The 21914-nt window shown below is 61.2% G+C and carries 23 protein-coding genes, 1 other RNA gene and 1 pseudogene; 18 read left to right on the top strand and 7 right to left on the bottom strand.

Annotated features, from left to right (window positions below):
* Positions 1-301: 301 nt before the first annotated feature.
* The 5 genes from pepQ to cydX all read left to right on the top strand — a co-directional run bounded on the left by pepQ (position 302) and on the right by cydX (position 4936).
* Positions 302-1627 carry a Xaa-Pro dipeptidase gene (pepQ, locus tag DyAD56_RS21155; RefSeq protein WP_102304816.1) on the top strand — a complete coding sequence of 442 codons (1326 nt, stop codon included), beginning with the start codon at positions 302-304 and terminating at the stop codon, positions 1625-1627.
* A gap of 201 nt (positions 1628-1828) precedes the next feature.
* Complete coding sequence (gene cydP, locus DyAD56_RS21150) at positions 1829-2071, top strand: cytochrome oxidase putative small subunit CydP (protein WP_233202794.1); 243 nt, start codon at positions 1829-1831, stop codon at positions 2069-2071.
* Entirely contained in the window at positions 2068-3648 is a 1581-nt protein-coding gene (locus DyAD56_RS21145; RefSeq protein WP_102304815.1) for a cytochrome ubiquinol oxidase subunit I, read from the top strand. Before cydP ends, DyAD56_RS21145 begins: the two co-directional genes overlap by 4 nt.
* A gap of 10 nt (positions 3649-3658) precedes the next feature.
* Positions 3659-4789, top strand: coding sequence for a cytochrome d ubiquinol oxidase subunit II (cydB, locus tag DyAD56_RS21140; RefSeq protein WP_102304814.1), 1131 nt, complete (start codon positions 3659-3661; stop codon positions 4787-4789).
* Between the two features lie 15 nt (positions 4790-4804).
* On the top strand, positions 4805-4936 hold the full coding sequence (gene cydX / locus DyAD56_RS21135; protein ID WP_102304813.1) for a cytochrome bd-I oxidase subunit CydX: 132 nt from the start codon (positions 4805-4807) through the stop codon (positions 4934-4936).
* Between the two features lie 55 nt (positions 4937-4991).
* Here the strand turns inward: cydX and DyAD56_RS21130 are convergent, their stop codons facing one another.
* Together DyAD56_RS21130 and DyAD56_RS21125 are read right to left on the bottom strand one after the other, a co-directional pair.
* Positions 4992-6341: an aminopeptidase P N-terminal domain-containing protein gene (locus tag DyAD56_RS21130; RefSeq protein ID WP_102304812.1), complete on the bottom strand. Its 1350-nt coding sequence runs from the start codon at positions 6339-6341 to the stop codon at positions 4992-4994.
* On the bottom strand, positions 6299-6862 hold the full coding sequence (locus tag DyAD56_RS21125) for a UPF0149 family protein (protein ID WP_102304811.1): 564 nt from the start codon (positions 6860-6862) through the stop codon (positions 6299-6301). The genes DyAD56_RS21130 and DyAD56_RS21125 overlap by 43 nt, the downstream gene beginning before the upstream one ends.
* A 102-nt stretch (positions 6863-6964) precedes the next feature.
* Here DyAD56_RS21125 and DyAD56_RS21120 point away from each other — a divergent pair, with 102 nt between their 5' ends.
* From DyAD56_RS21120 to rpiA, 6 genes are all read left to right on the top strand, one after another.
* The gene (locus tag DyAD56_RS21120; RefSeq protein WP_102304810.1) at positions 6965-7204 is read left to right on the top strand and encodes a TIGR02449 family protein; all 240 of its coding nucleotides are present in this window, start codon (positions 6965-6967) and stop codon (positions 7202-7204) included.
* Entirely contained in the window at positions 7197-7520 is a 324-nt protein-coding gene (locus tag DyAD56_RS21115; RefSeq protein ID WP_102304809.1) for a cell division protein ZapA, read from the top strand. The genes DyAD56_RS21120 and DyAD56_RS21115 overlap by 8 nt, the downstream gene beginning before the upstream one ends.
* A 7-nt stretch (positions 7521-7527) precedes the next feature.
* Positions 7528-7714, top strand: a non-coding RNA gene (ssrS, locus tag DyAD56_RS21110) — 6S RNA.
* A gap of 112 nt (positions 7715-7826) precedes the next feature.
* Positions 7827-8447, top strand: a complete 621-nt coding sequence (locus tag DyAD56_RS21105) for a 5-formyltetrahydrofolate cyclo-ligase (RefSeq protein WP_102304808.1) — start codon at positions 7827-7829, stop codon at positions 8445-8447.
* On the top strand, positions 8444-8908 hold the full coding sequence (locus DyAD56_RS21100; protein ID WP_102304807.1) for an EVE domain-containing protein: 465 nt from the start codon (positions 8444-8446) through the stop codon (positions 8906-8908). Before DyAD56_RS21105 ends, DyAD56_RS21100 begins: the two co-directional genes overlap by 4 nt.
* A gap of 27 nt (positions 8909-8935) precedes the next feature.
* Positions 8936-9574: a ribose-5-phosphate isomerase RpiA gene (gene rpiA, locus DyAD56_RS21095; RefSeq protein ID WP_102304806.1), complete on the top strand. Its 639-nt coding sequence runs from the start codon at positions 8936-8938 to the stop codon at positions 9572-9574.
* A gap of 94 nt (positions 9575-9668) precedes the next feature.
* On the opposite strand, the gene DyAD56_RS21090 is transcribed toward rpiA, so the two are convergent.
* Positions 9669-11321 (bottom strand): MFS transporter, encoded by a 1653-nt coding sequence (locus tag DyAD56_RS21090; RefSeq protein ID WP_102304805.1) that lies wholly within the window; start codon positions 11319-11321, stop codon positions 9669-9671.
* A gap of 431 nt (positions 11322-11752) precedes the next feature.
* On the opposite strand from DyAD56_RS21090, the gene DyAD56_RS21085 reads away from it, so the two are divergent.
* The 3 genes from DyAD56_RS21085 (at position 11753) to DyAD56_RS21070 (ending at position 14516) form a co-directional block, all read left to right on the top strand.
* A complete protein-coding gene (locus DyAD56_RS21085) occupies positions 11753-12658 on the top strand; it encodes a GYF domain-containing protein (RefSeq protein WP_102304804.1) in 906 nt (301 codons plus the stop codon).
* A 663-nt stretch (positions 12659-13321) separates the two neighbouring features.
* Positions 13322-13684, top strand: coding sequence for a hypothetical protein (locus DyAD56_RS21080; RefSeq protein ID WP_102304803.1), 363 nt, complete (start codon positions 13322-13324; stop codon positions 13682-13684).
* A 460-nt stretch (positions 13685-14144) separates the two neighbouring features.
* Complete coding sequence (locus tag DyAD56_RS21070) at positions 14145-14516, top strand: hypothetical protein (RefSeq protein ID WP_102304801.1); 372 nt, start codon at positions 14145-14147, stop codon at positions 14514-14516.
* Between the two features lie 41 nt (positions 14517-14557).
* Here the strand turns inward: DyAD56_RS21070 and DyAD56_RS21065 are convergent, their stop codons facing one another.
* The gene (locus DyAD56_RS21065; RefSeq protein ID WP_199179079.1) at positions 14558-15241 is read right to left on the bottom strand and encodes a hypothetical protein; all 684 of its coding nucleotides are present in this window, start codon (positions 15239-15241) and stop codon (positions 14558-14560) included.
* Positions 15242-15331: 90 nt separating this feature from the next.
* Positions 15332-16663 (bottom strand): hypothetical protein, encoded by a 1332-nt coding sequence (locus tag DyAD56_RS21060; protein ID WP_102304800.1) that lies wholly within the window; start codon positions 16661-16663, stop codon positions 15332-15334.
* Between the two features lie 521 nt (positions 16664-17184).
* Here DyAD56_RS21060 and DyAD56_RS21055 point away from each other — a divergent pair.
* Positions 17185-18102, top strand: a complete 918-nt coding sequence (locus tag DyAD56_RS21055; RefSeq protein WP_102304799.1) for a tetratricopeptide repeat protein — start codon at positions 17185-17187, stop codon at positions 18100-18102.
* Between the two features lie 55 nt (positions 18103-18157).
* On the opposite strand, the gene DyAD56_RS21050 is transcribed toward DyAD56_RS21055, so the two are convergent.
* On the bottom strand, positions 18158-18991 hold the full coding sequence (locus DyAD56_RS21050) for a recombinase family protein (RefSeq protein ID WP_199179078.1): 834 nt from the start codon (positions 18989-18991) through the stop codon (positions 18158-18160).
* Positions 18992-19180: 189 nt separating this feature from the next.
* Here DyAD56_RS21050 and DyAD56_RS21045 point away from each other — a divergent pair, with 189 nt between their 5' ends.
* Complete coding sequence (locus DyAD56_RS21045) at positions 19181-20326, top strand: XRE family transcriptional regulator (protein WP_102304797.1); 1146 nt, start codon at positions 19181-19183, stop codon at positions 20324-20326.
* Positions 20313-20792 carry a DUF4411 family protein gene (locus DyAD56_RS21040; protein WP_102304796.1) on the top strand — a complete coding sequence of 160 codons (480 nt, stop codon included), beginning with the start codon at positions 20313-20315 and terminating at the stop codon, positions 20790-20792. The genes DyAD56_RS21045 and DyAD56_RS21040 overlap by 14 nt, the downstream gene beginning before the upstream one ends.
* A 109-nt stretch (positions 20793-20901) precedes the next feature.
* Here DyAD56_RS21040 and DyAD56_RS21035 read toward each other — a convergent pair whose 3' ends face one another.
* Positions 20902-21720: a site-specific integrase gene (locus DyAD56_RS21035; RefSeq protein WP_158241419.1), complete on the bottom strand. Its 819-nt coding sequence runs from the start codon at positions 21718-21720 to the stop codon at positions 20902-20904.
* Here DyAD56_RS21035 and DyAD56_RS23740 point away from each other — a divergent pair.
* Positions 21704-21914 (top strand): annotated as a pseudogene (locus tag DyAD56_RS23740) (IS3 family transposase); the annotation flags it as partial. The gene DyAD56_RS21035 and the pseudogene DyAD56_RS23740 sit on opposite strands and share 17 nt — an antisense overlap.

The following is a 21914-nucleotide window of genomic DNA, read 5'->3' as shown; positions in this document are numbered from 1 at the left end:
ACTTTTCTTTGGGCAAGCAAAGAAAAGTGACTCGGCCTCCGGTAGGAGGGCGAAAGCCCGCCGCAGGCGAGCCAGGTCGCCCTAGCGCGACAACCAAGCGATACAGAAGGCCCTCGCCAAAATGGCGACTCAGATGAATCGATATGGCGAGCACCCGCCCCTCACCCCAACCCTCTCCCCAAAGGGGAGAGGGAGCACCGTGCGCAGCCCCAAAACTGGCGATGCCGCCCCCACCGCGCCATCATGTCCCCCTCCCTTCGCCCCAACGCCCAAACACCCAGGCCCCCTCCCCGGAGTCAACATGCAAGACCGCCTCGCCCCCCTCTATCCCCAGCACCTCGCCACCCTGCGCCAGCGCGCCGACAAGGCGCTCGTATTGGGCGGCTTCGATCACCTCGTGATCGCGGCGGGATCTCCGTTGCGCAAATTCCTCGACGACCAGGACTACCCCTTTGTCGCGAATCCGCATTTCCGCCACTGGCTGCCGCTGACCGACACGCCGGGGAGCTGGATCGTTTACACGCCGGGCAAGAAACCGAAGCTGATCTATCTGCAGCCCAAGGATTACTGGCACGTGGTGCCTGCAGCACCGAGCGGCTACTGGGTGGAGCACTTCGACATCGAGATCGTGCGCAACGCCACCGATGCCGTCGCCCTCCTGCCCGGTGAACATACGCGTCGCGCCATCCTCGGTCCGGAGTGCCCAGAGGTGCCGGGCGCCGAGGCGAACAACCCGCAGGCTGTACTCGATTACCTGCACTGGCACCGCTCGTACAAGACACCGTACGAGTTGGAGCTGATGCGCGAAGCGAGCCGCATCGGCACGCGTGCGCACCGCGCCGCGGAGCACGCCTTCCGCACGGGCGAGAGCGAGTTCGGCATCCACATGGCGTATCTCGCCGCAGCAGGCCAGATCGACGCCGAACTGCCTTACGCCAGTATCGTGGGCCTCAATGAACACGGCGCCGTGCTTCATTACACGCACTTCGACCGCAGGGCGCCAGCGGAAAGCCGCTCGTTCCTGATCGATGCGGGCGCCAGCGCCGCCGGTTATGCGAGCGACATCACCCGCACCTACGCCGCCAAGGGTCACGACGAATTCCAGGCACTGATCGACAGCGTCGATGTGGCACAGCGAGACTTCGTGGCGAAGGTGCGCGCGGGCCAGAGCTACCCTGAGCTGCATATCCACGCCCACCACGTACTGGCCGATGTGCTTCGCGAGCACGGCATCATCCGCATGAGCGCGGAGAGCGCCGTGGCGTCGGGTGTCACCGCCGCCTTCTTCCCGCATGGCCTGGGCCATCCCATCGGCCTACAGGTGCATGACGTGTCTGGCTTCCAGGCGTCGGAAACCGGCGGCGCCATCGCGCGGCCCCAGGGCCACCCCTACCTGCGCATGACCCGCGTGCTCGAGGCAGGCATGGTGGTGACGATCGAGCCCGGCCTGTACTTCATCGACATGCTGCTCGACGAACTGCGTGCCAAGCCGGTATCCGCCGATATCGACTGGTCGCGTGTAGCGCAGTTCCGTCCCTATGGCGGCATCCGCATCGAGGACGACGTGGTGTGCACCGATGGCGCACCCGAGAACCTCACGCGCGACGCCTTTGCACTCATCGGTTGAGCAGCAAGCACGAAACACTTTTTGAAGGAGCCCGCCCGGAAGTCCCGGGCAGGCCGTAGGTAAAAACACCTACACCAGGACGCCCCACGTTCGTAGTGACATTTCAGCCCACGCGGCTATCCACCACTGCGTCATCGTCCCGCACGACAACTTCACATTCCTTGCGTATGCTCGCCCAAGGTAAAACCAGGGGTCTGAAGCATGCCCACGCCGTCCGTTGAGCCGGCCCGTTCAAGCCCGGGTTCCATCGACCCACCTAGGCCGCCACTGCGTCGACTGGGGCGCGAGTTAATCTTTCTGGTGCTCGCCAAGATCGCCTTTATTTCGCTGATCTGGTGGGTAGTCGCAGCACACTACGCCCGCCCCGATACCCGTCCTTCCGCCATCGAGCATCTGCTCGCGCCGGCACCTTCCTCTTCCTCACCGCAAGCAGACAGCCCATGATCATCGACTCCGATGTCGTCACGCTCTCACGCCTGCAGTTCGCGCTGACCGCGCTCTATCACTTCCTGTTCGTGCCGCTCACCTTGGGCATCGTGTGGATCCTCGCCATCATGGAGAGTGTCTATGTGATGACCGGGCGCGAAGTCTGGAAGCGCATGGTGCAGTTCTGGGGCGTGCTGTTCGGCATCAACTTCGCCATGGGTGTCGCCACCGGCGTCACCATGGAGTTCCAGTTCGGCATGAACTGGGCGTACTACGCGCATTACGTGGGCGACGTGTTCGGCACGCCGCTGGCCATCGAGGGCCTGATGGCGTTCTTCCTTGAAGCGACTCTGGTCGGCCTGTTCTTCATGGGCTGGAACCGCATGTCGCGGGTGTCGCATCTGCTGACCACCTGGTTCCTCGCGCTGGGCACCAACCTCTCCGCGCTGTGGATCCTCATCGCCAACGGTTGGATGCAAAACCCGGTCGGCTCGGCCTTCAACGCGCAGACCATGCGCATGGAAGTGACCTCGTTTACCGAGGTGATGTTCAACCCCGTCGCGCAGGCCAAGTTCGTACATACGGTAAGCGCAGGCTACGTGGTGGGCTCGATGTTCGTGCTGTCCATCAGCGCTTGGTACTTGCTGAAGGGACGCAACACCGATTTCGCCAAGCGCTCGATGACGGTCGCAGCCAGCTTCGGTCTGGCCGCCGCGCTGTCGGTGGTGGTGCTGGGTGACGAGTCCGGTTACGCCGTCTCCGAGAACCAGAAGATGAAGATGGCGGCCATCGAGGCCATGTGGGAAACCGAGCCCGCACCCGCGTCCTTTACGCTGATCGGCGTGCCGGACGTGGAGAACCACACCACGCACTATGCGTTGCGCATCCCGTGGGTGATGGGCCTGATCGGCACGCGTTCCATCGACAAACCGATTCCGGGCATCGCCAATTTGGTGGAAGACACCAAGGGCCGCATCAACAACGGCATCCTCGCCTACGACGCCATGCTGGCGCTGCGCCAGGACAAGAACAACGAGCAGGCCAAGAATGTACTGGCCACGCACGACAAGGACATGGGTTATGCGCTGCTGCTCAAGCGCTTCATGGACGACCCGCGCAAGGCCACGCCAGCGGATATCCAGAAGGCGGCCGACAGCACCATCCCGAATGTGCCCGTATTGTTCTGGTCATTCCGCCTGATGGTGGCCTGCGGCTTCTATTTCATCCTGCTGTTCGGCGTTATGTTCTGGCAGGCGAGTAAGCGCCAGCTCGACAAGCGCCGCTGGCTGCTCAAGCTCGCCCTGTGGAGCCTGCCGTTGCCGTGGCTTGCCGCCGAACTGGGTTGGATCGTGGCCGAATACGGCCGCCAGCCCTGGTCTATTGAAGGCATCCTGCCGACGGCTTTGGGTGTGTCCAGCGTCACGGCCGGACAGGTGTGGACATCGCTGGCGGGCTTCGTGCTGTTCTACAGCGTGCTGGCCATCATCGATGCCGTGCTGATGGTGAAGTACGCGAAGAAGGGCCCGGACGGACTCGGCCTATGGCCGCCGACCGAACCGGCGCCCGCCGTCACCACCGCACCGGCCCACGCCTGAGGAGAACGCCATGTTCGACTATGAAACGCTACGCGTGATCTGGTGGGCCCTGCTCGGTGTGTTGCTGATCGGCTTTGCCATCATGGATGGCTTCGATTTCGGCATCGCAGCGCTGCTGCGCGTGCTAGGCAAGACCGAAGACGAGCGGCTGGTGATGCTGGAAACCATCGAGCCCACCTGGGAAGGCAATCAGGTGTGGTTCGTGCTGGGCGGCGGCGCGGCGTTTGCGGCGTGGCCACAGCTTTATGCGGTGTCGTTCTCCGGCATGTACCTGGCGATTTTCCTGGTGCTGGTAGCACTCATCCTGCGGCCTGTGGGCTTCAACTTCCGCGGCAAGGTGCACAACGAACGCTGGCGCACCGTATGGGACTACGTGTTGACCGCATCCGGCATCGTGGTGATGCTGATTTCGGGTGTAGCCTTCGGCAACTTGTTCCTGGGTGCGCCATTTCAGTTCGACGACGATCTGCGCATGAGCTGGCATGGCAGCTTCTTCGAATTGCTGCATCCGTTCGCACTGGTCGCCGGCTTGGTCTCGCTGAGCATGCTGCTGGCCCACGGCGCCTGCTGGGCAGCGTACAAGGCTGACCACATCATCGCCGACCGTGCCGTTCGCGTGGCGCGCTGGACCACGCTTGCCTATGTGGTGCTCTACGTCGTCGCTGGCATCTGGCTCGCTTATGGCGTGCCCGGCTACGCCATCGTCGGCCCAGTGGTGACGGATGGCGTATCCAATCCGCTCTTCAAGCAGGTGGCGCATGGCAGCAGCTGGTTCGCCAGCTATATGGAGCACCCGTATTTCTGGCTGGCCCCCGTACTCGGTTTTGCCGGCGCCATCGGCGTGCAGCTCACCGTGGGTAAAAAGGGGTTGGGCGGCTTCATATGCAGTAGTTTGATGGTGGCGGGCACCATTCTTTCTGCCGGCTTTGCGCTGTTTCCGTTCCTGCTGCCGTCGCGCCTTGACCCGCGTTCGAGCCTCACCGTTTGGGATGCGTCATCCAGCCAAGGTACGTTGGGACTGATGTTGGCCATGACGATTATTTTCATGCCGATCATCATCATCTATACCAGCTGGGTGTATCACGTGATGCGCGGCCGCGTCACGCTAGACCAGGTGCGCCACTCCGGCCACGGTTACTGAGAGAGGAACGACGCCATGTGGTATTTCTCCTGGATTCTCGGCCTCGGCCTCGCTACAGCATTCGGCATCCTCAATGCCATGTGGTACGAGGTGCAAGCAACCGACGAAGCACATCAACGCAAGGATCCGCACCCGCCAGGGCGGTGACAGGCCAATGCACAGTGGGAGCGCACGCGGTGCGCTCCCACCAAGAAGCAGCAGCTCAACGCGAAGCCAACAGGGCCTCGATCTCGTCCGCATCCTTGGGCACGCCGTCGGTCAGCACATCGTGGCCATCCTTGGTCACCGCTATGTCGTCTTCAATGCGGATGCCGATACCACGCCAGCGTTCGGCCACGGTGAAATCACCCGGCGGCACGTAGATGCCCGGCTCCACCGTCACCACCATGCCCGGCTCGAGCACGCGCGGCTCGCCATCCACGCGGTAATCGCCGACGTCGTGCACATCGAGGCCTAGCCAGTGCCCGGTCTTGGCCGGAAAGAAACGCTTGTAGCTGCCGTCGGCGACGGCATCGTCAGCGGTGCCCTTGATCAGGCCGAGTGCGCACAACCCTTCGCAAATCACCTGCACGGCCACCTCGTGCGCCGCACTGAACGCACGCCCGGGCAGCACTTCGTCAATCGCCGCCAGCTGCGCAGCCAGCACCACTTCGTACAGAGCACGCTGCTCGCGGTTGTAGCGGCCATTGATGGGGAAAGTGCGCGTGATGTCGGACGCGTAGCAATCCACTTCCGCGCCGGCATCCACCAGCAACAGCTCGCCATCGCGCAAGATGGAGCGATTGGCCGTGTAATGCATCACGCAGGCATGCGCACCACCGGCCACGATGGGTGGAAACGCCGGAACCGCGCCGCGGCTGCGCATAACGCGCAGGATCTCGGCTTCCACTTCGTATTCATGGCGGCCCGAGATGGCCGATTGCATGGCCGCACGATGCGCCTCGGCGGCGATCGATGCCGAGTCACGCATCAGCTTCAGCTCGCCACGCGATTTGTACAGACGCAGGTCGTGGAGCAGATGCCCCAGTGCCACGAACTCTTTCGGCACCACACCGCCCCCGCGCAGCTGGCGCAGACGACGCATCCAGCCCAGCAAGCGGGCGTCGAACTCGGGTTCGCGACCGAAATGGCAGTAGACACGCGCCCTGCCCTCGATCATGCCGGGCAGGATGTCGTCGATGTCGTCGATGGGGAACGCATCGTCCATGCCGTGTTCGCTCACGGCACGATCGGTGCCGATGGATTCACCGTGCCAGCGCTCGTGTTCCTCGTCGCGCTCACGACAAAACAGCACGGCCTCGCCGTGCTTGCGGCCCGGCAACAGCGCCAGCACGGCATCGGGTTCGGGAAAACCCGAGAGATAATGCAGGTCCGAATCCTGCCGATACGGCCAGTTAGCATCCGCGTTGCGTACACGTTCGGGCGCGGCGGCGATCAAGAGCACAGCATCCTCGCCCGCCATGCGCATCAACTGGCGGCGCCGACGAGCGTACTCTTCGGACGAAATATTCAATGCACGGTGTCGTTGCTGGAATCGTGGCGGTTCGAGCATTCCGCAAACAGCAGCATCGCGCCCATGCGCACAAACTCATGGACTTCGATCAGCGCATCCTCATCTTCAGCCTCCTCGCCAAATTCGAAGGACGATGCCGCGATGGTGCCGAGATCCTTGAGGATCTCCTGCGCTTCATCGGACAACTTGCCGTGCGTCTCGGCGCCGCCCAGACCGAAGCCACCCAGGAAACCGCGACACCAGTCGACGAGGGCATCGGCGCGCTCGGTCACCGGCCGATCGTCCGCCGGCAGCAACGGCTCGAAACCCAGCTCGGGGTCGGCCAGCTCGGATTCGGTCTGCTTTACCAAGCGCTCCAGCAACGCCTGATCGCCCGGCGACGGCGTGGCGGCCTCGGCATCCAAGTGCAACACCGCCACCAACGATTGCCGGCCCACGCGGCCACCACCGGCCAGGAACCCGCATAGCGAGCCGTGCAGGCCACTCGCATCCTCAGCTAGTTGCAGACGGGCTGCCGCGGCGTCCAGTTCGTCGTAGCCAATGGGCTCGTTTGCTGTCATGGCGTGGCTCCTTTCAAGACAATGCACGAGTTTAATGCACTGGTTCCCAGAACGTCCGCCAGCCTGCTGCTTTCGGCAGGCCTCCTGTTATAGTTTCCGCCCATGAGCGTGCCCGATTCCGTCAAGCCAGACCCCGTCAAGCAAGAGCTTGCAGCCCTCGGCGAACAAGTCGACCGGCTGCTTGACACCGTGCGTCGCCTCAACGAGGAAAACCGCAGCCTGCGCCACAGCCAGGAACAGCTGGCCAGCGAACGTGCCGGCCTCATGGCACGCAACGAACAGGCGCGCAGCCGTGTCGAGGCAATGATCCAGCGACTGAAGGCGCTCGAGAACAATGGCTGAGAGCAATTTGGGTACCACCGCCAACGAACCGGTCGCCCTGCGACTGGTGGATCGCGAATTCCTGATCGCTTGCGCGCCGGAAGAGCGCGAAGGGCTGCTGGAATCCGCCGCCTACCTCGATCGCAAGATGCGCGAATTGCGTGCCAACGCCAAGGCGCCGGGCTTCGATCGCCTGGCCGTGCTGGCGGCTATCAGCGTCACGCACGAGTTCCTGGCGCTGCGCAAGCAGCACACTGGCTCTGATCAGAGCGTGACTGACGGCATCACCGCATTGCGTCGCAAGCTTGAAGCCGCACTCGCTGCCCACATAAAATAGTCCACGGCGTTATCTGCGGTGTGCGCCAGCACACTCTTACATTTGCCTTGTTCCTAAATACGGCCCCGGGTCGGCTTTTCATTGGTCGTTGTGCATGTCCGCCGCGTGCGGAAAGCCTTGAGACCATGTCGCCCTCCCACCTGATCCATCGTGGATCAAGGTCGTTTGGTGGGCAGCGGCACCGCGGTTAACGCCACCTCATTCCCTACTTGCGGCGCCGAAAGGAGCGCCGCAAGTGCAAAGGGCTCGCGAAAGCCCATCGGCGCCGTCCATTCAGGGGCCGCTCGCACTGCAGGAGACGCGAACGTGGACGCCAACGCCCAGCGACGCGAATTACGCCGGCAACTGGCCGAACAGCGCCGCGCCCTGACGCCCCCGCAGCGGATCGCCGCGGCTCAGGGGCTGCGCCGCAGCCTGGAACAACTCCCCGAGTACCTTACCGACGCGCGAGTGGCCGGTTACTGGGCCTGCGACGGCGAGTTGCCGCTGAACCTCGTCATTCCGCCGCTGGCTACGCGGGGACAGCAGTTCCTGCTGCCGGTGATAGGCCCGAACCATCAGCTGCGTTTCGCGCCATGGCAGTCCGGCGAGGACGTCCAGCCCAACCGCTACGGCATTCCTGAACCCGCCAAGCCAAGCGAGCTGCTGGAACCCTTCCAGCTCGACCTGGTACTGGTGCCACTGACGGGCTTTGACCGCCGAGGCAACCGGCTGGGCACGGGTGGGGGCTATTACGACCGCGCGTTTGCCTTCCTCAACGAGCAGGTGCGCCCCACGGAACCACTGTTGGTCGGCATCGCCTACGCATTCCAGGAGCTGCCCGAGATCGATGAAGAGCCCTGGGACGTGCCGCTCGATTTCATCGCTACGGACCGCGAACTGATCGACTGCCACGCCACCGGCGAGAACGGAGAAGCCAGCGCATGAGTAAGAACACCCAATACTGGCTGATGAAGTCGGAGCCGGATGCCTTCTCCATCGACGACCTGAAGAAAAAGGGTCAGGAAGCCTGGGACGGCGTGCGCAACTACCAGGCGCGCAACTTCATGCGCGATGGCATGCGCGTGGGTGACAGGATTTTCTTCTACCACTCCAATTGCGCCGAACCGGGCATTGTCGGCATTGCCGAGGTCGCCACGGATGCCTATCCCGACCCCAGCCAGTTCGACCCGAAGAGCAAGTACTTCGATGCCGCCAGCTCGCGCGATAACCCGCGCTGGGCGCTGGTGGACGTGAAGTTCGTGAAGAAGCTCAAGCACACCATCACGCTCAAGCAACTGCAGGCCGAACCCGCGCTCGCCGACATGGCGCTGGTGCGCAAGGGCAACCGACTCTCCGTCATGCCGGTGGGCGCCGAGGAATGGCGCCACATCCTGACGATGGAATAACTCTTTCCCTTATTGGAACCCACGCTCATGAGCGCCAACGAAAAACGCCAGGCCGGCGAAGCCGCCATCCGCTACGTCGAAGATGGAGCCATCGTCGGTGTCGGCACCGGCTCTACCGTCGCCTTCTTCATCGACGCACTAGCCGACTTGAAGGATCGTATTCAAGGCGCGGTGTCCAGTTCCGAACAGTCGACCGCGCATCTGAAGCGCCTGGGCATCCCTGTGCTCGACCTCAATGCCACCGGTCGACTCACGCTCTACGTGGACGGTGCCGACGAATGCGATCCGCACAAGCGCCTCATCAAGGGCGGCGGCGCTGCGCTCACGCGCGAGAAGATCATTGCCGAAGCCAGCGACAAGTTCGTCTGCATCATCGACTCGGGCAAGCAGGTCCCGCTGCTGGGCAAGTTCCCGCTGCCCATCGAAGTGATTCCGATGGCGCGCAGCTTGATCGGTCGGGAGATCGTCAAGCGCGGCGGCAACCCGGTGTGGCGCGACGGCGTGGTCACCGATAACGGTAACTGGGTGATCGACGTGCACGGTTGGCAGATTACCGACCCGGTGGGCCTGGAGAACGACCTCAACCAGATCCCGGGCATCGTCACCGTGGGCCTGTTCGCGCGCCGCGCAGCGGATGTGGTGCTGGTGGGCGACAAAGTAATGTAAGTCCGCTTCATCGCGCGGGACAAAAAACGCCTTCCGGACTCCGGGAGGCGTTTTTGCTTGAGGGCTCGTCAGCCACCACTTCCGTTGATGGCCTTTACGTCATATCGGTCGAAGACGGCATCGAATCGTAGGCGACGCTCACCGTGACCTTGGGCGGTTCCGGCCCCTGGTGCAGCGCGCGTGCACGATCGATCAACGCCTTGTCCGCCAGCGTCATGCGATCGAGCATGCGCAGGTGCTGCAACCAACTTTCGATCAACAGCACTTCACGCCAGATCTCGCCCCTGCGCACATCCCGATACAAGCCCCAATAGCGCACGCCATTGCGTAATCGCAGATGCCTGAGGTCATCGGCCAGCGCCATGAATTCACCAGCCTGCTCCGGAGCGATCACATACTCGATGGCCATCACCACGTCGCCGCGCTCGTGGTCGAACGTAAGCACCGGCCGCTTGTCGCCCGGGCGCATCGCCGGCTTCACGCTGCCTGCATCGAACTGCGGAAACTGCGAGTGATACATCAGGAACGCGGTGATGCCCATGGTGACCGCCGCCGACAGGATGGCACCGGACACGCCCATGGTTTCCGCCAGATGCCCCCACAGGAACGAGCCGATGGCGAGGCCGGCATAAAGCGCGGTCTGATAGAGGGCCAACGCCCTCCCCTTCACCCAGTCCGGCACCAGCAATTGCACGTTCGCGTTGTACTCGGTCAATGCGGCGATCCAACATGCACCAGCCACGCCCAATGCCGGCATGATCACTGCCAACGAGCCTGCGTAACCCAGCAACAGCAGCATGACGGCCAGGGTGAAAGCGGCAGCGCTGATCAGGCGACTGGATCCCAGCAGCCGGCGCAACAGCGGTACCAGCACGCTACCCAGGATCGCGCCCAAACCCAGCGTACCCAGCATGTAGCCATAGAGCGCGGCACTTCCGTCCGGTCGTTCGCGCGCCACCAGCGGCAGCAGAGCCCAGATCACGCTCGCGGTGAACCCAAACATGAAAGAACGCAACATCGCCAGGCGCGTCACCGTGGAATTCCACGTGAAGCGCATGGCCGCGATGACGCCCTCGCCCATGCGCTCAGGCGGCAAGGTGCGAACGGGCAGCTCGCGTTGCCAGTACCACAACGCCGCGATCAAGCCGACGTAACTGATGGTGTTGACCAAGAAAACCCAACTGGGCGCCAGCACGCTGAGCAGCAAACCGCCCAATGCGGGCCCGACGGCGCGCGCCACGTTGTAGTTGACGCCATTGAGCAGCACCGCCGAACTCACCATGCGATGTGGCACCTGCTCGCCTACCGCCGATTGCCATGCCGGCACGGTGATAGCACTGCCCAGCGAGATCCAAAGCACCGCGAGTATCAGCAAGGTTGGGTCGAGCGTGCCTACGAAAGCCAGCGCCGTAAGGAAGATAGCGCCCGCCATCTCCACCACCTGACCGACCAGCATGATCTTCCGCTTGTCGTAGTTGTCGGCCAGTACGCCCGTGGCAATCGACAACACCACCAATGGCGCTGCAGATGCCACCTGCACCATCGCCACCATGATCGGGCTGGCGTGCGCCGCCGTAATCACCCAGGCCACCGCCACCGACTGCGCCCACGTGCCCAGGTTGCCGAACAGGTTGGCGATCCAGATCTGCCGGAACACCGGCACCGTCAGCGGTGCCAGCACGCTCGACTCGCGCTCCTCCGTTGGCTTGGGAGCGGCATCGACCTCTGGCGCGGTGGACTGGAGCATCGGCGGCCCATGGGTTGACCGGCATGGCCGGCGACTGGCAGCAAGGTTCGGCGCCATCCTGTCCTTGGGCTGTGAATGTCGTGCAGGAGAGCGAATCCCAACGCCCAACTTGTACCGCCAGCGAGCGACCGCTAGGCTCTTTTCCGGGGACCAGGAGCGGTGGATGGAACATATCGCTTACCCGACTGTGCCCGGCACCGCCGGCGACAGGCGGAATTGTCATCGTGACCGCGCCAAGGCTTGCGCTCAATCCGCGCAGGGACGGTTTCGTCTACACGTTTCATTCCGTCTGTTTCGCATCGCACTTTCCAGGTCGTACCTGCATGGCTTTCACCGCAGGGGCCGCATACGGCTCCGGGCGCAACCAATTCATCGCCTGCTCGTGCGCAGGCCTTCGCAATCAGTGACTCCAAACAGGTGGGGGACTCGGCATGCCTAACGGCGAGAAGATATGGATAGCGCAGAATGGGCAGAAGAGCGGCCCTTTCGCTGAAGACGAGGTACGCCGCTGGATAGCCGAGGGGCGCTTCGGGCCCGATACGCTGGCCTGGCATAAAGGCATGCCTGAATGGGTGCCACTGTCCTCCCTGTTCCCGGAAGAAGCCGCTACCCCGACGCCACCCCCGCCAGTACTCAAGGCAGCGGCAAGCGCTCCCGCTGTCTTTGTCGCGGAGGATCGCCCTGGCCCGACCTACAGCTACGACGAGCGTGCTCCGGCACCAAGCCCCTCTGGCGTCAGCTATGCGTCGCACGACGACGATGCGTCCGAGACTCTGAGCCGTCGCAACCTTCCCGCACCGCCGTCCCTGCACTGGGGTCTGGTGTTTCTGTTCAGCATCCTTACGCTTGGAATCTTCACCATCGTCTGGCCATTTATCCAAGCGAACTGGGTGAAGAAGATCGACAGCGACAGCAAGGCCACCACCATGCTGGTCGCCGGCCTGGCCTGCCTCATCGTTGGTGAAGTGATATCGGCGGGCAGCAGGAGATCGGGTCTCGGCGGCTTGCTCTCACTTGCCTACTACGTGCTCTGGTACGTCTCCTACTTTTCGATGGCCGGCTCCATCAAGCGCAAGCTTGCCGAATACCACCTGCCGGTGGAGATCGGTGGCGTCACGTTGTTCTTCTTCACCACGTTCTACCTGCAAGGCCAACTGAGCTGGATTTCGCGCTGGAAGGAGACCGGATCGAGCAACCCGAAGCCGCCCAAAGGTGCGTTCTATTTCCTCATGCTGGTTCCCATCTTTGTGATTGCGATGCTTGCCGCGATTGCGATTCCGGCTTATCAGAACTATGTGAAGCGGGCGCATGATGTTGAGTTGCAGCGCGGGGAGTAAGGATTGGTGGGTGCGGAACAAAAAGCCCGCCTTTATGGCGGGCTTTTTTGTGTCCTGAGGTACATGGCTGGCGTTGCACGCAGTCTTGTTATTGCGGGAAATTTTCTCAAATGTTGATTCGCCTCCTATGTACCGACGAAAAACAAAAGCCCGCGATAGGAGCGGGCTTTGTTTGGGCTTTCGCTAGCGTGCGACTCTGGGATTGTTCGCCCCATCCTTGGGGCTCACCCCTTCGCGCTACGCGCTACGGGGCCAGCGCGTTGCGCTGTCCAAATTCGTTCCAGACGAATTTGTCGAACGAGGTTTGTCTCCTGAACCCTCCCAACGAAAAACAAAAAGCCCGCCGTAAAGGCGGGCTTTTTGTTTTTGGCTGGGAGACTAGGATTCGAAAGGTTCGAAGCCCGCAACCAAGAATCAAGGCCTTACGGAGCACGTGGGCTTCGAGGTGGGAGCATGGTGGGAGCAAAGTGGGAGCGTTGCAAGTGAGTCTCCCAGCCAGGATGAGTTCCGGTCAGGTTGGACACCAATTCCCGAAGGAGGCGACCACTGTGTTGGTGCTGACGGCTGCCCGTAGGGATTTCCGGCTTGTCGCCAGACAGGCGTGCCGGCAAGCTGGAAGCGTCTGATCTCGAACCGGAACGGGCCTCAGGAAGGAGGGGAAGAATGGACTTGGTTGCACTGCGTGCTGCTGTTGAAAGCGAGATTGAGAACTACCTCTACGACATTCATCCCAAAGCTATCGGCCGGCCACTGCCTCAAGAGTGGGTGGACGCTCAGTTGATTGAGATGCGAGCTGCGCTCGTTGAGCCTACCTGGCGCGACATCAAAATCAGGGATTCGTATGAGCAAGTCATTGGCTCAGCCGAGTGTGAGATTAGGTCCTGCGTCATGGTTGCCGATGACCGGCAGGGCTATGAGCTGTACTTTGATCCGACTCAAAGAGACTTCGTACTCGCTTACTCGGGCGATCCGCCGGTCACATTCAATGTACGGGGCGATGCCGTCGGGTGCTTCATGGCACGCTAGCTGAATCGTTCGCTCCCGAACTAAGCAGACATCGAGAACCGGGGAAGGAAATGTCGAAAGCGTTCGGTTTCCATGACGTGCTAGAGCCAACTGGTGGTGGCCCAAAGACCATTCGTGTCCAAGCGAGGGTGCACATGCTTAGCACCGAAGAGGGCGGCCGGACCAGCCCGGTAACGACTCGATATCGGCCAAACCACAATTTCGGTGGAGCTACCGATCTGACCTTTTACATTGGTCAATTCGAGGTTACGGGGGAACGCTGGATTGAGCCTGGGGAGACCGCCGAGCTAGTGGTCGAGTTCCTAAACGTAATGGGGATCACGGAGCTATTGCAGCCTGGGCGACGTTGGCGAATTCAGGAGGGCGGAAAGCTGGTCGCTGACGCCGAGGTCATTTCTGTTCTTTGAGCATGTCCGCTTTCGACTCGAAGCTAACCTAAGGAAGTTTGGAGACACCGCACATGCTTCTCACCGATGACCAGACTGACCAGCGATCCTTATTACGCTTTGGCACTGAGGCGGTCGAGCTGCTAATTCAACGAGACTTTTCCGCGCTGGCTGATCGCTTTGGCTATGCCCGTGCCTACGACCGAAGGGCCTCAGAAGCGATCGAGGTCGATCTCGCCACCTGCCTGGCTGAAGCCAAACAAGAAGTTAGCCACGTGACGCCGTGGCAGACCGTAAAGTACTTCAAGCCGAACGACACTAACTTGTTCGCCGTTGTGGAATGCGTTGTACGCATGCCCGAAGGCGCATCTGTCCTGGTGGAGCTTATCGTGAGGGAAGGCGGTTCGGGCCGACATGTCAGTTTGGAGGACATCAGCCTCGCTTAGCGATGGCATTCCAAGTCCGTTTCTGACCCATAGTGGGCCTATCAGGCGATACACAGCTCACCACAAGCTGCCTGGAGTTGGCATCCGAGCACTCGCAAGACCCGCCCCCGGCTAACCGGGTGCTTGTGGAACTCTGTGAGGGCCATTTTGCCGTCAGGCCGTTCCAGCTCCCAGCGCTTGTGCATCCCGCCCGCCATGCGATGAATGAGCTTGGCCGCTTGCACCTGACGGTACTCTTCGTGCCGATCTGGCTGGAGGTCATCGCGTATGCGGAGATCAACAGCGAGCCACGCCGCGACCACTTCTAGCGGCTCAACATTGGCCTTTCGAAGTTGCGCCCAAGCCGCGTTCGCGCGGTCGCCTGGAGACAGCCCAGTCAGCCTGTTGGCCGCTATGGGAGCGCCAGCGGATCGATAGAGGCGTTGCACACTCTCAACGGCGGACCTGACCACCAGCTCGTGTCCATGCGCCTTCAGCCACCCGAGCGCCCGCAGTCGGTAGGGACGTAGCTCCCCTGCTCCGTAACTGGCCTTCACGTAGCTACCGTGGCGCCGATAGAACTCGATGTGCTTCCGGCAGTAGAGCCTGTTAAGCCCCTCACCACGATCCGCTGTCGTGCGGTTCTTGCAAGGAAAGGCCCGGCATCGCTCATAGGCGTCCTGAGGACCGGCGATGCGCCCGCGAAGATTGGCGATGCGCCGCTGACGTTGCGATGCGCTGGTCATGGTCTCTCCTTCTAACAACGCCCTTACGGCCCCTACAGAAGGGAGCCAGAGGATGATCTATAGGTGGCCCCGATGTGGCTCCCTGGGTGCCTATCGAGGTAGTGGTGTCGCTAGGTACTTGTGCTGCTCCATCTCCACCTCTCCCTCCGCACCAGTGATCGATCGGAAATTACTCAGGAGAATCTCTCTCGCTGTGAGCGCAGCGCTCCGTGGCACCAGGACACAGTCATGCACAGGGAGTGCAGTGATTCCGATATCCATCAGATCCAACAGGCTCTTCACCATGACCTGGCTCTCGATGAAGAAGCCGGCCATGCCGAAGCCCGAGCCAAACAGGTGCGCGATAGGTGCATGGCGGGCCGCTATCCAACGAACGACTTGGTGGAATCCGTAGCCGTCTCCGAAGAATGGACGTGTTTCCTGTGGAAATCGGGAAAGCTCCTTCGAGCTGTGTAGAAGGGCATTCATCACCTTCTTCACGCCGTCGCGGTTTAGTCCGCTGACTTCGTAAAGGTCCCCATCGGGTACTGGGACGCCTGCCTGACCGTATGCAATGCGAATAGCGCACTGGCCGAAGTCGAGGCTCACCACCCGCTCAGCATTGATGGTGAGGCATTCGAGTCGGTGCTTCGCTTTCATTTCCAGCCAGAACGCTCCGAAGAACCGCCCGCCCTGGTCCATGCGGCCATTGTTGAAGTGGCGGCGTAGGTAGCGGCTGGAAAGGTCACAGAGCCTGCCATCCGGGAGCACGCTGCAATCCAAGTCAGCACGGGCATACCAGTGGTTCAGGCGATCGACTTCCCTTCGGAAGGTTTCAGCAGGCTCGCCAGCGGGGACCGGCAAGATGTCGCCTCTCTCCTGTCGCTCCTTCTTCGGTCCTCGGAGCCGGATGGGGTCTCCGCGCAGTCGCAGATCACACCCTATGTCGCCGTAGTGAAGCCCTAGGTTCCTGATGGCTGACCGGAGATTACCTCCTGCCCGGATGGTCGTGCATCGCCCACCGAACGGGGAGTAGACCCCTAGCTGGAACTCCAGGAGTGCCACGGGTGGCTCGCTCATGCATCGGACAATCGCTGGGAACGTCTCCGTGATGAAGTCGGGGCCTTGTCCGGCGCGGCCCAGTATTTCCTTCGAGAAAGTGGCGTACCGCCAGCTTCCAGCTTCGGTCAGCTCGGCATGGATCACGTCGCAGAGGATGGCCGTGACGGCTCGCTCAAACCGCTCTTGGTCCCTTCCGGCCCTTCTCCGCCTTACCCGGCGCCCGCTTTCGATCTCAAAAGCGCTCAGCCGCTCTATTTGCTCCGCGACGAATCGCTGGAGTCCGGGTGACGTCGGTGCTCGGGATGGGTCGAAATGGCGCTCTGAAGGCTCGTCATCTTCGAACTCGTCGTCGGCCTCGTGGCCGTGTGCCAATCCATCCATGACGCGGGCCTACCTAAAACTCGACACCCCTCACCAGCAACCAGAGGCACGTGAGCGGCTAGACGGAGAGGAAAATGACCGTCAATCGTAAGTTAATGCGACACGTCTTACAAGGCAGAGGCTCTCCCGTGTGCGTTCTTCTGCATGCGGTTCAGCAGGTTGCGCACAGAGGTCTTGTGCCGGCGGTCCCCTCAAGGTGTCAGCATTCCTCGCTCGTAGAGCGCGGCTGCTACTGAACCGAGACTCATCTTGCCTTCCGCAGCTAGGGCCTCGGCCACGGGCCGCAAGTTCCGCGCATTCGTGTCTGCTGCGATCTGACCCCCTTGAATGCTCGCGACGTAAGCAACTCGCGGGGACATGCGAACGCGCAGCAGGTAATCGCGAGTATTGGCGGTCATCTACGCAATGTCGTTCCGCGCTTTGCGGCCCTCGCTCGCTTACAGCTCCGACGCCGGCGCCCTGTTGACGTCGCGAGAGCTGCATCGCTTACTCTCAACGCTTTAAGCACCTGGGAGCCAGCTATGGAAAGCAAACGACTCGGAGTCCGTGCCATTCAGTTTGCCGCAGTCGCTCAGTTCACACCGATGATCGGATTAGGCTTGTTGCTAGCTGGAACTGCTTCCGCGACTGTTAGCCCGGCATACGCTACCGGCCTAGAGGCAGAAGCGTCAGCCTCAATGAGGACCTACGCAGAAGCCGTGTGCCAGAGCGGGGACCTAGACAGATGCATCAATGCCTGCACGGCGTTGATCCAGTCAGGCCAAGAGCCTTTGGGGAGCCTTGCTGCCGCCTATGTCAATCGCGGCGCATCCTTCTCCACGAAGGGACTCTACGACGCAGCAATAGCTGATCAAACAAGAGCCATCTCGCTAAATCCTGCTGATGCCGTGGCTCACTTCGATCGTGGTGTCGCCTATCGGAGAAAAGGTCTGAACGACCAGGCCATTGCCGACTACACCAGCGCCGTCATGCTCGACCCCGGCTACACAAACGCGTATATCAACCGGGGAGATCTCTACAGCACTAAGGGCCTCAACGACCAGGCCATTGCTGACTACAACAAGGCAATTGCTCTCAACCCCAGTGACGCCAAACCGTACTTCAACCGCGGCCTCGTATTCGCGCATAAGGCGCTCTACGACCAAGCCATTGCCGACTACACCAAGGCAATAGCGCTTAACCCAAGCTATGAGCGCGCCTACAACAACCGAGCCTGGACTTATCACCAGGCAGGAAGGGACGCCCAAGGCCTAGCGGACGCCAACAAGGCGGTCGCCCTGGCGCCACAGTCAGCCAACAGCGTGGGGACGCGAGGCGCCATCTACGAAAAGCTCGGCCAACGCGACAAGGCTGTTGCCGACTACCGTGCCGCGCTGAAGCTCGATCCCAATGACCAAGTGGTCAGGGCCGGTCTGAAGAGGCTTGGGGTTGCTCCGTAGGGCTAACAAGGTCCCTAGAGGCTCAAACACCGGATCGTGGTCGTGCCAACAGTGCTCACGCAAGTTGGTTACGAAGACGATCCAGCAGGTTGCGCACCGAGGATTTGTGCCATCGCCCGCCGCGTGGCGTGAGCATACCCCGTCCATTCAGTGCCTCAGCTACAGCACCGAGACTCTTGATGCCCTCAGCGGCAAGTGCTTCGATGACCGGATGCAAATTCCGAGCGTGACTGTCCGCTCCAAGGCGAATGACGGCCACGCTGGCTGAGTTGCCCTTGGCTGCCCGCATGAGCGCAGAGGCGCCGTTGGGGTTGCCCAGGCAAACTCCGCGCGCTTTGGCGGCTGCAAGCGCCTCCTTTGTGCGTCGAGAGATGGCCTCGCGCTCCTGCTGCGCAACCAACGCCATGATGCCAACTGTTAGATCGTTAGCATCCGGCATGTCGGCTGCAACGAAGCGCACACCGCTGTCGCGCAGCGCCAGGAGGAAGGCTGCGTTACGGGAAAGACGGTCCAGCTTGGCGATGACAAGTGTCGCCCCCGTGACCTTCGCAAGGTGCAGCGCCTCCGCCAGCGCAGGACGCTGATTGAGCTTGCCGCTTTCAACCTCAGTGAAGGTCTGAATGACCGTTCCGTGCCGCTGGGCTGCGTAGCCGGCAATAGCCGCTCGTTGCGCATCAAGGCCCAGCCCGCTCTCGCCCTGCTTCCTCGTGGAGACGCGGAGATAACTCACCAGTTTCATCGTTCCCTCGACAGTACAAAACGGACTATCGCTCGTTAGTCCATTCTGTACCAATGACGTAGACTTGGCAACAGCTCGATTCGCCAGACGGTGCCGGATGCCCCCCCCGCTGCTCGCCGCCCCGTAATCCCGAATGCGAAACAGGGCCATTCAACAGGGCACGGAGGGCCAGGGGGGAGTCACGACGTCACCGCCGTTTAGATACCGTGCCGGAAATTTCTGCCGAATATTTTTCCACCCCTCACGCTGTCGCAGAGGGTGATCCTAGCCACCGGCACGCTTCGCTCGCCTGCTTGGCCCTCTATCGCGTCACTCCATCTGACGGCACACTGCAAACTTATGGAACGGCTCCAGACCGTCAACCCAGAGCGCATTGAATGGTGCTGCGAAGACAGAGATGTCTCGCTGGCAGACTTGGCTGCGGACACCAACATTGCCCTGCCGACCCTTGAGAAGACGATGGCAGGTGAGCCAGGGGTCACCTTTGGCCAGCTCCGACGAATCGCCGAATACTTTGGAAGGGGCGTTCTCTTCTTTCTGGAGCAAGGGCCGGCCACTGCCGAACTGGTCCACACGCCGCAGTTTCGGACTTTGGCGAATCAGAAGATCGGCCTATCGCCAAAGCTCAAGTTGTTGATTGAACGCGTCGAGAAGTCGAGAGAGATTTACCTGACGCTCCAGGAGGACCTCCAAGAGGATGCTGCGCCCCGGTTTGCGCCCCCGGAGCTTCCTCGCGACGTGGTCCGTGCTGCTGCAGCCATTAGAAGGTGGTTGGGGCTAGGGCCGGAAAATGATTTCACAAGCTATCGCGCCGCGCTTCAGGCAAAAGGCATATTGGTCTTCCGGAGCAACGGCTATAACGGGAAGTGGCAGATCCCAAAGGACAGCCCGGTCCTTGGTTTTGCCCTTTACGATGACCGCTGCCCTGTGATCGTTGTCCGCAAGGAGCGATTCGAGACTCGCCAGTCGTTTACCTTAATGCACGAGCTGGGCCACCTCGTTCTGCACCGGGCTAGCTCGATCGATGACGCCTCAGACTTTCATTCGAATGAAGGTCATGAGCGAGAAGCCAACATGTTTGCCGGACATCTATTGGTCCCGGCAGAGTTCCTGTTGGAGATAAATGACCAACGGCGGCCCAGAGGCGTCGAAGAATACGATGGGTGGCTTCGGCCGCAGTCGGAGAAGTGGACGGTAAGCACAGAAGTTATTCTTCGGCGCCTTCTCGACTCTGGACGACTGACAGCTGACAAGTACAACGAATACCGGGCCTGGCGCGATCGCCAGGTATACGCAGAGGACGGCCAAGGCAATCGACAGTACAGGCATCGCGAGCCGGTCCACATCTTTGGAGACGGCTACGTTCGCACCGTGCTCGACTCGTTGAGCGGCAAGCGCATAACGTTGGCTCGGGCCAGTACGTACCTCGATAACCTAAAGATTTCCGATCTGCATCAACTAGAGCGCTTCTATGCGCGTATTTGATGCCTCGTCGATAATTTATGGGTGGGATAACTACCCGATCCAAATGTTTCCGCGGCTCTGGCTCTGGCTGGAGGACGAGATCGCGGCTGGGCGGGTGGGCATTCCGGAAGTTGCCTACGACGAAGTGGGCCACATGTCGCCTGACTGCCACGCTTGGCTCAAAGCAGCGCACGTCCAAGTCATCGACATTACAGAAGCCACTCTACAGGCGGCTTCGGCCATCAAGGACATGCTCGGAGTGCAAGCGGATGCTTACCACGCCGACGGTGTCGATGAGAACGATTTGCTGGTCATTGCCTGCGCAAGCGTCCATGGGCACGAGCTTGTGTCGGACGAGAAGGAGCAGCCAGTCCTGCCCCAGAACAAGAAGCGCTACAAAATCCCGGCTGTTTGTAAACAGCCAGGAGTGATGGTCCCCTGCGCGAACTTCCTCGGCTACCTCAAAGCATCCAACGCGGTGTTCTAAAAGTTTCCCGCCGAGGGCAGCGGTCTATGAAAGCCAAGCCACCCATCGGCGATCTGCGAAAATGCCAAGTGTCGTGCCTATACGCAGCTCTTAGGGCACCATCCGTGCGCTACGGTGTGATTAATACCTCTGGCCACTCGACCCGGCAAATAGCCTCGTACAGCTTCCGGAGCGGCATTTCCTTCGTGTAAACGGCACGACTAGTGCCCTTGCCTTCATGGCCGGTCAGTTCATCCACAAACACCTCCGACACACCGGACGCAAACAGCTTAGTTGTCACGCCGTGTCGAAATGAGTGGTAGTCAAGCCCAGGCTCGTACAGTCCGATCTCTTTCCGGTAGCGAGTCCACCACTTCGTAAAGGCATGTCCTCGCTTCCCGTCCGCACCGCCAGGCTTCAACTGAGGGAACAGAGGGTCAGACGACGAGGGAGCGATGTCTTCGATGTACTCGATGAAGTCGAGAACGAGTAGCTGAGGATGAACCGGCACGCGTCGCTTGGATTGTTCGTTCTTCACCTGCTTGTCGCCATCGTCGTTGATGTCGAAGTACCAGATCTCCTCTTCACGACGCAGATCGGACCGGACCAGCTGGGCAAACTCTTCGAGCCGGTTACCGTGATACAGCCCCAACAGTGGTAACCAGTACTTCTCATCCTTGATGACCAGCACACCTGGCTTGCTCCGAGAACTCTTGGACTTGCAGCCAGTCCAGACGGGCGAATTGAACAGCCTGGTCAAGCGTTCGCCATCCCACTGCTGCCGCTTCATCTTCGGCCGCATCTTCTCTGGAAAGCTAAACCCATGCGCCGGGTTAGCGCCTTCGTACTCGCCTCGCTCGATCAAATGCTTGAACAGGCTCCTGAATCGCCCCGGGATTGGTGGAGGCTCCAACTCTTGAGAAGATGGAGCCATGAAGAAGTCAAACAAGTTCTCACCTGAGATCCGTGAGCGCGCTGTGCGCATGGTGCAAGAGCATCGCGGAGAGTATCCGTCGCTGTGGGCGGCGGTCGAATCGATTGCCCCGAAGATTGGCTGCGTGCCGCAGACGTTGCTGGAATGGATCAAGCGTGAAGAGGTCGATACCGGCGTACGTCCTGGCGTGACCAGCAGCGAGACGCAAC

Source organism: Dyella sp. AD56 (genome assembly GCF_002878475.1).
GTDB lineage: Bacteria > Pseudomonadota > Gammaproteobacteria > Xanthomonadales > Rhodanobacteraceae > Dyella.
This window is presented reverse-complemented; position numbering and strand designations above follow the sequence as displayed.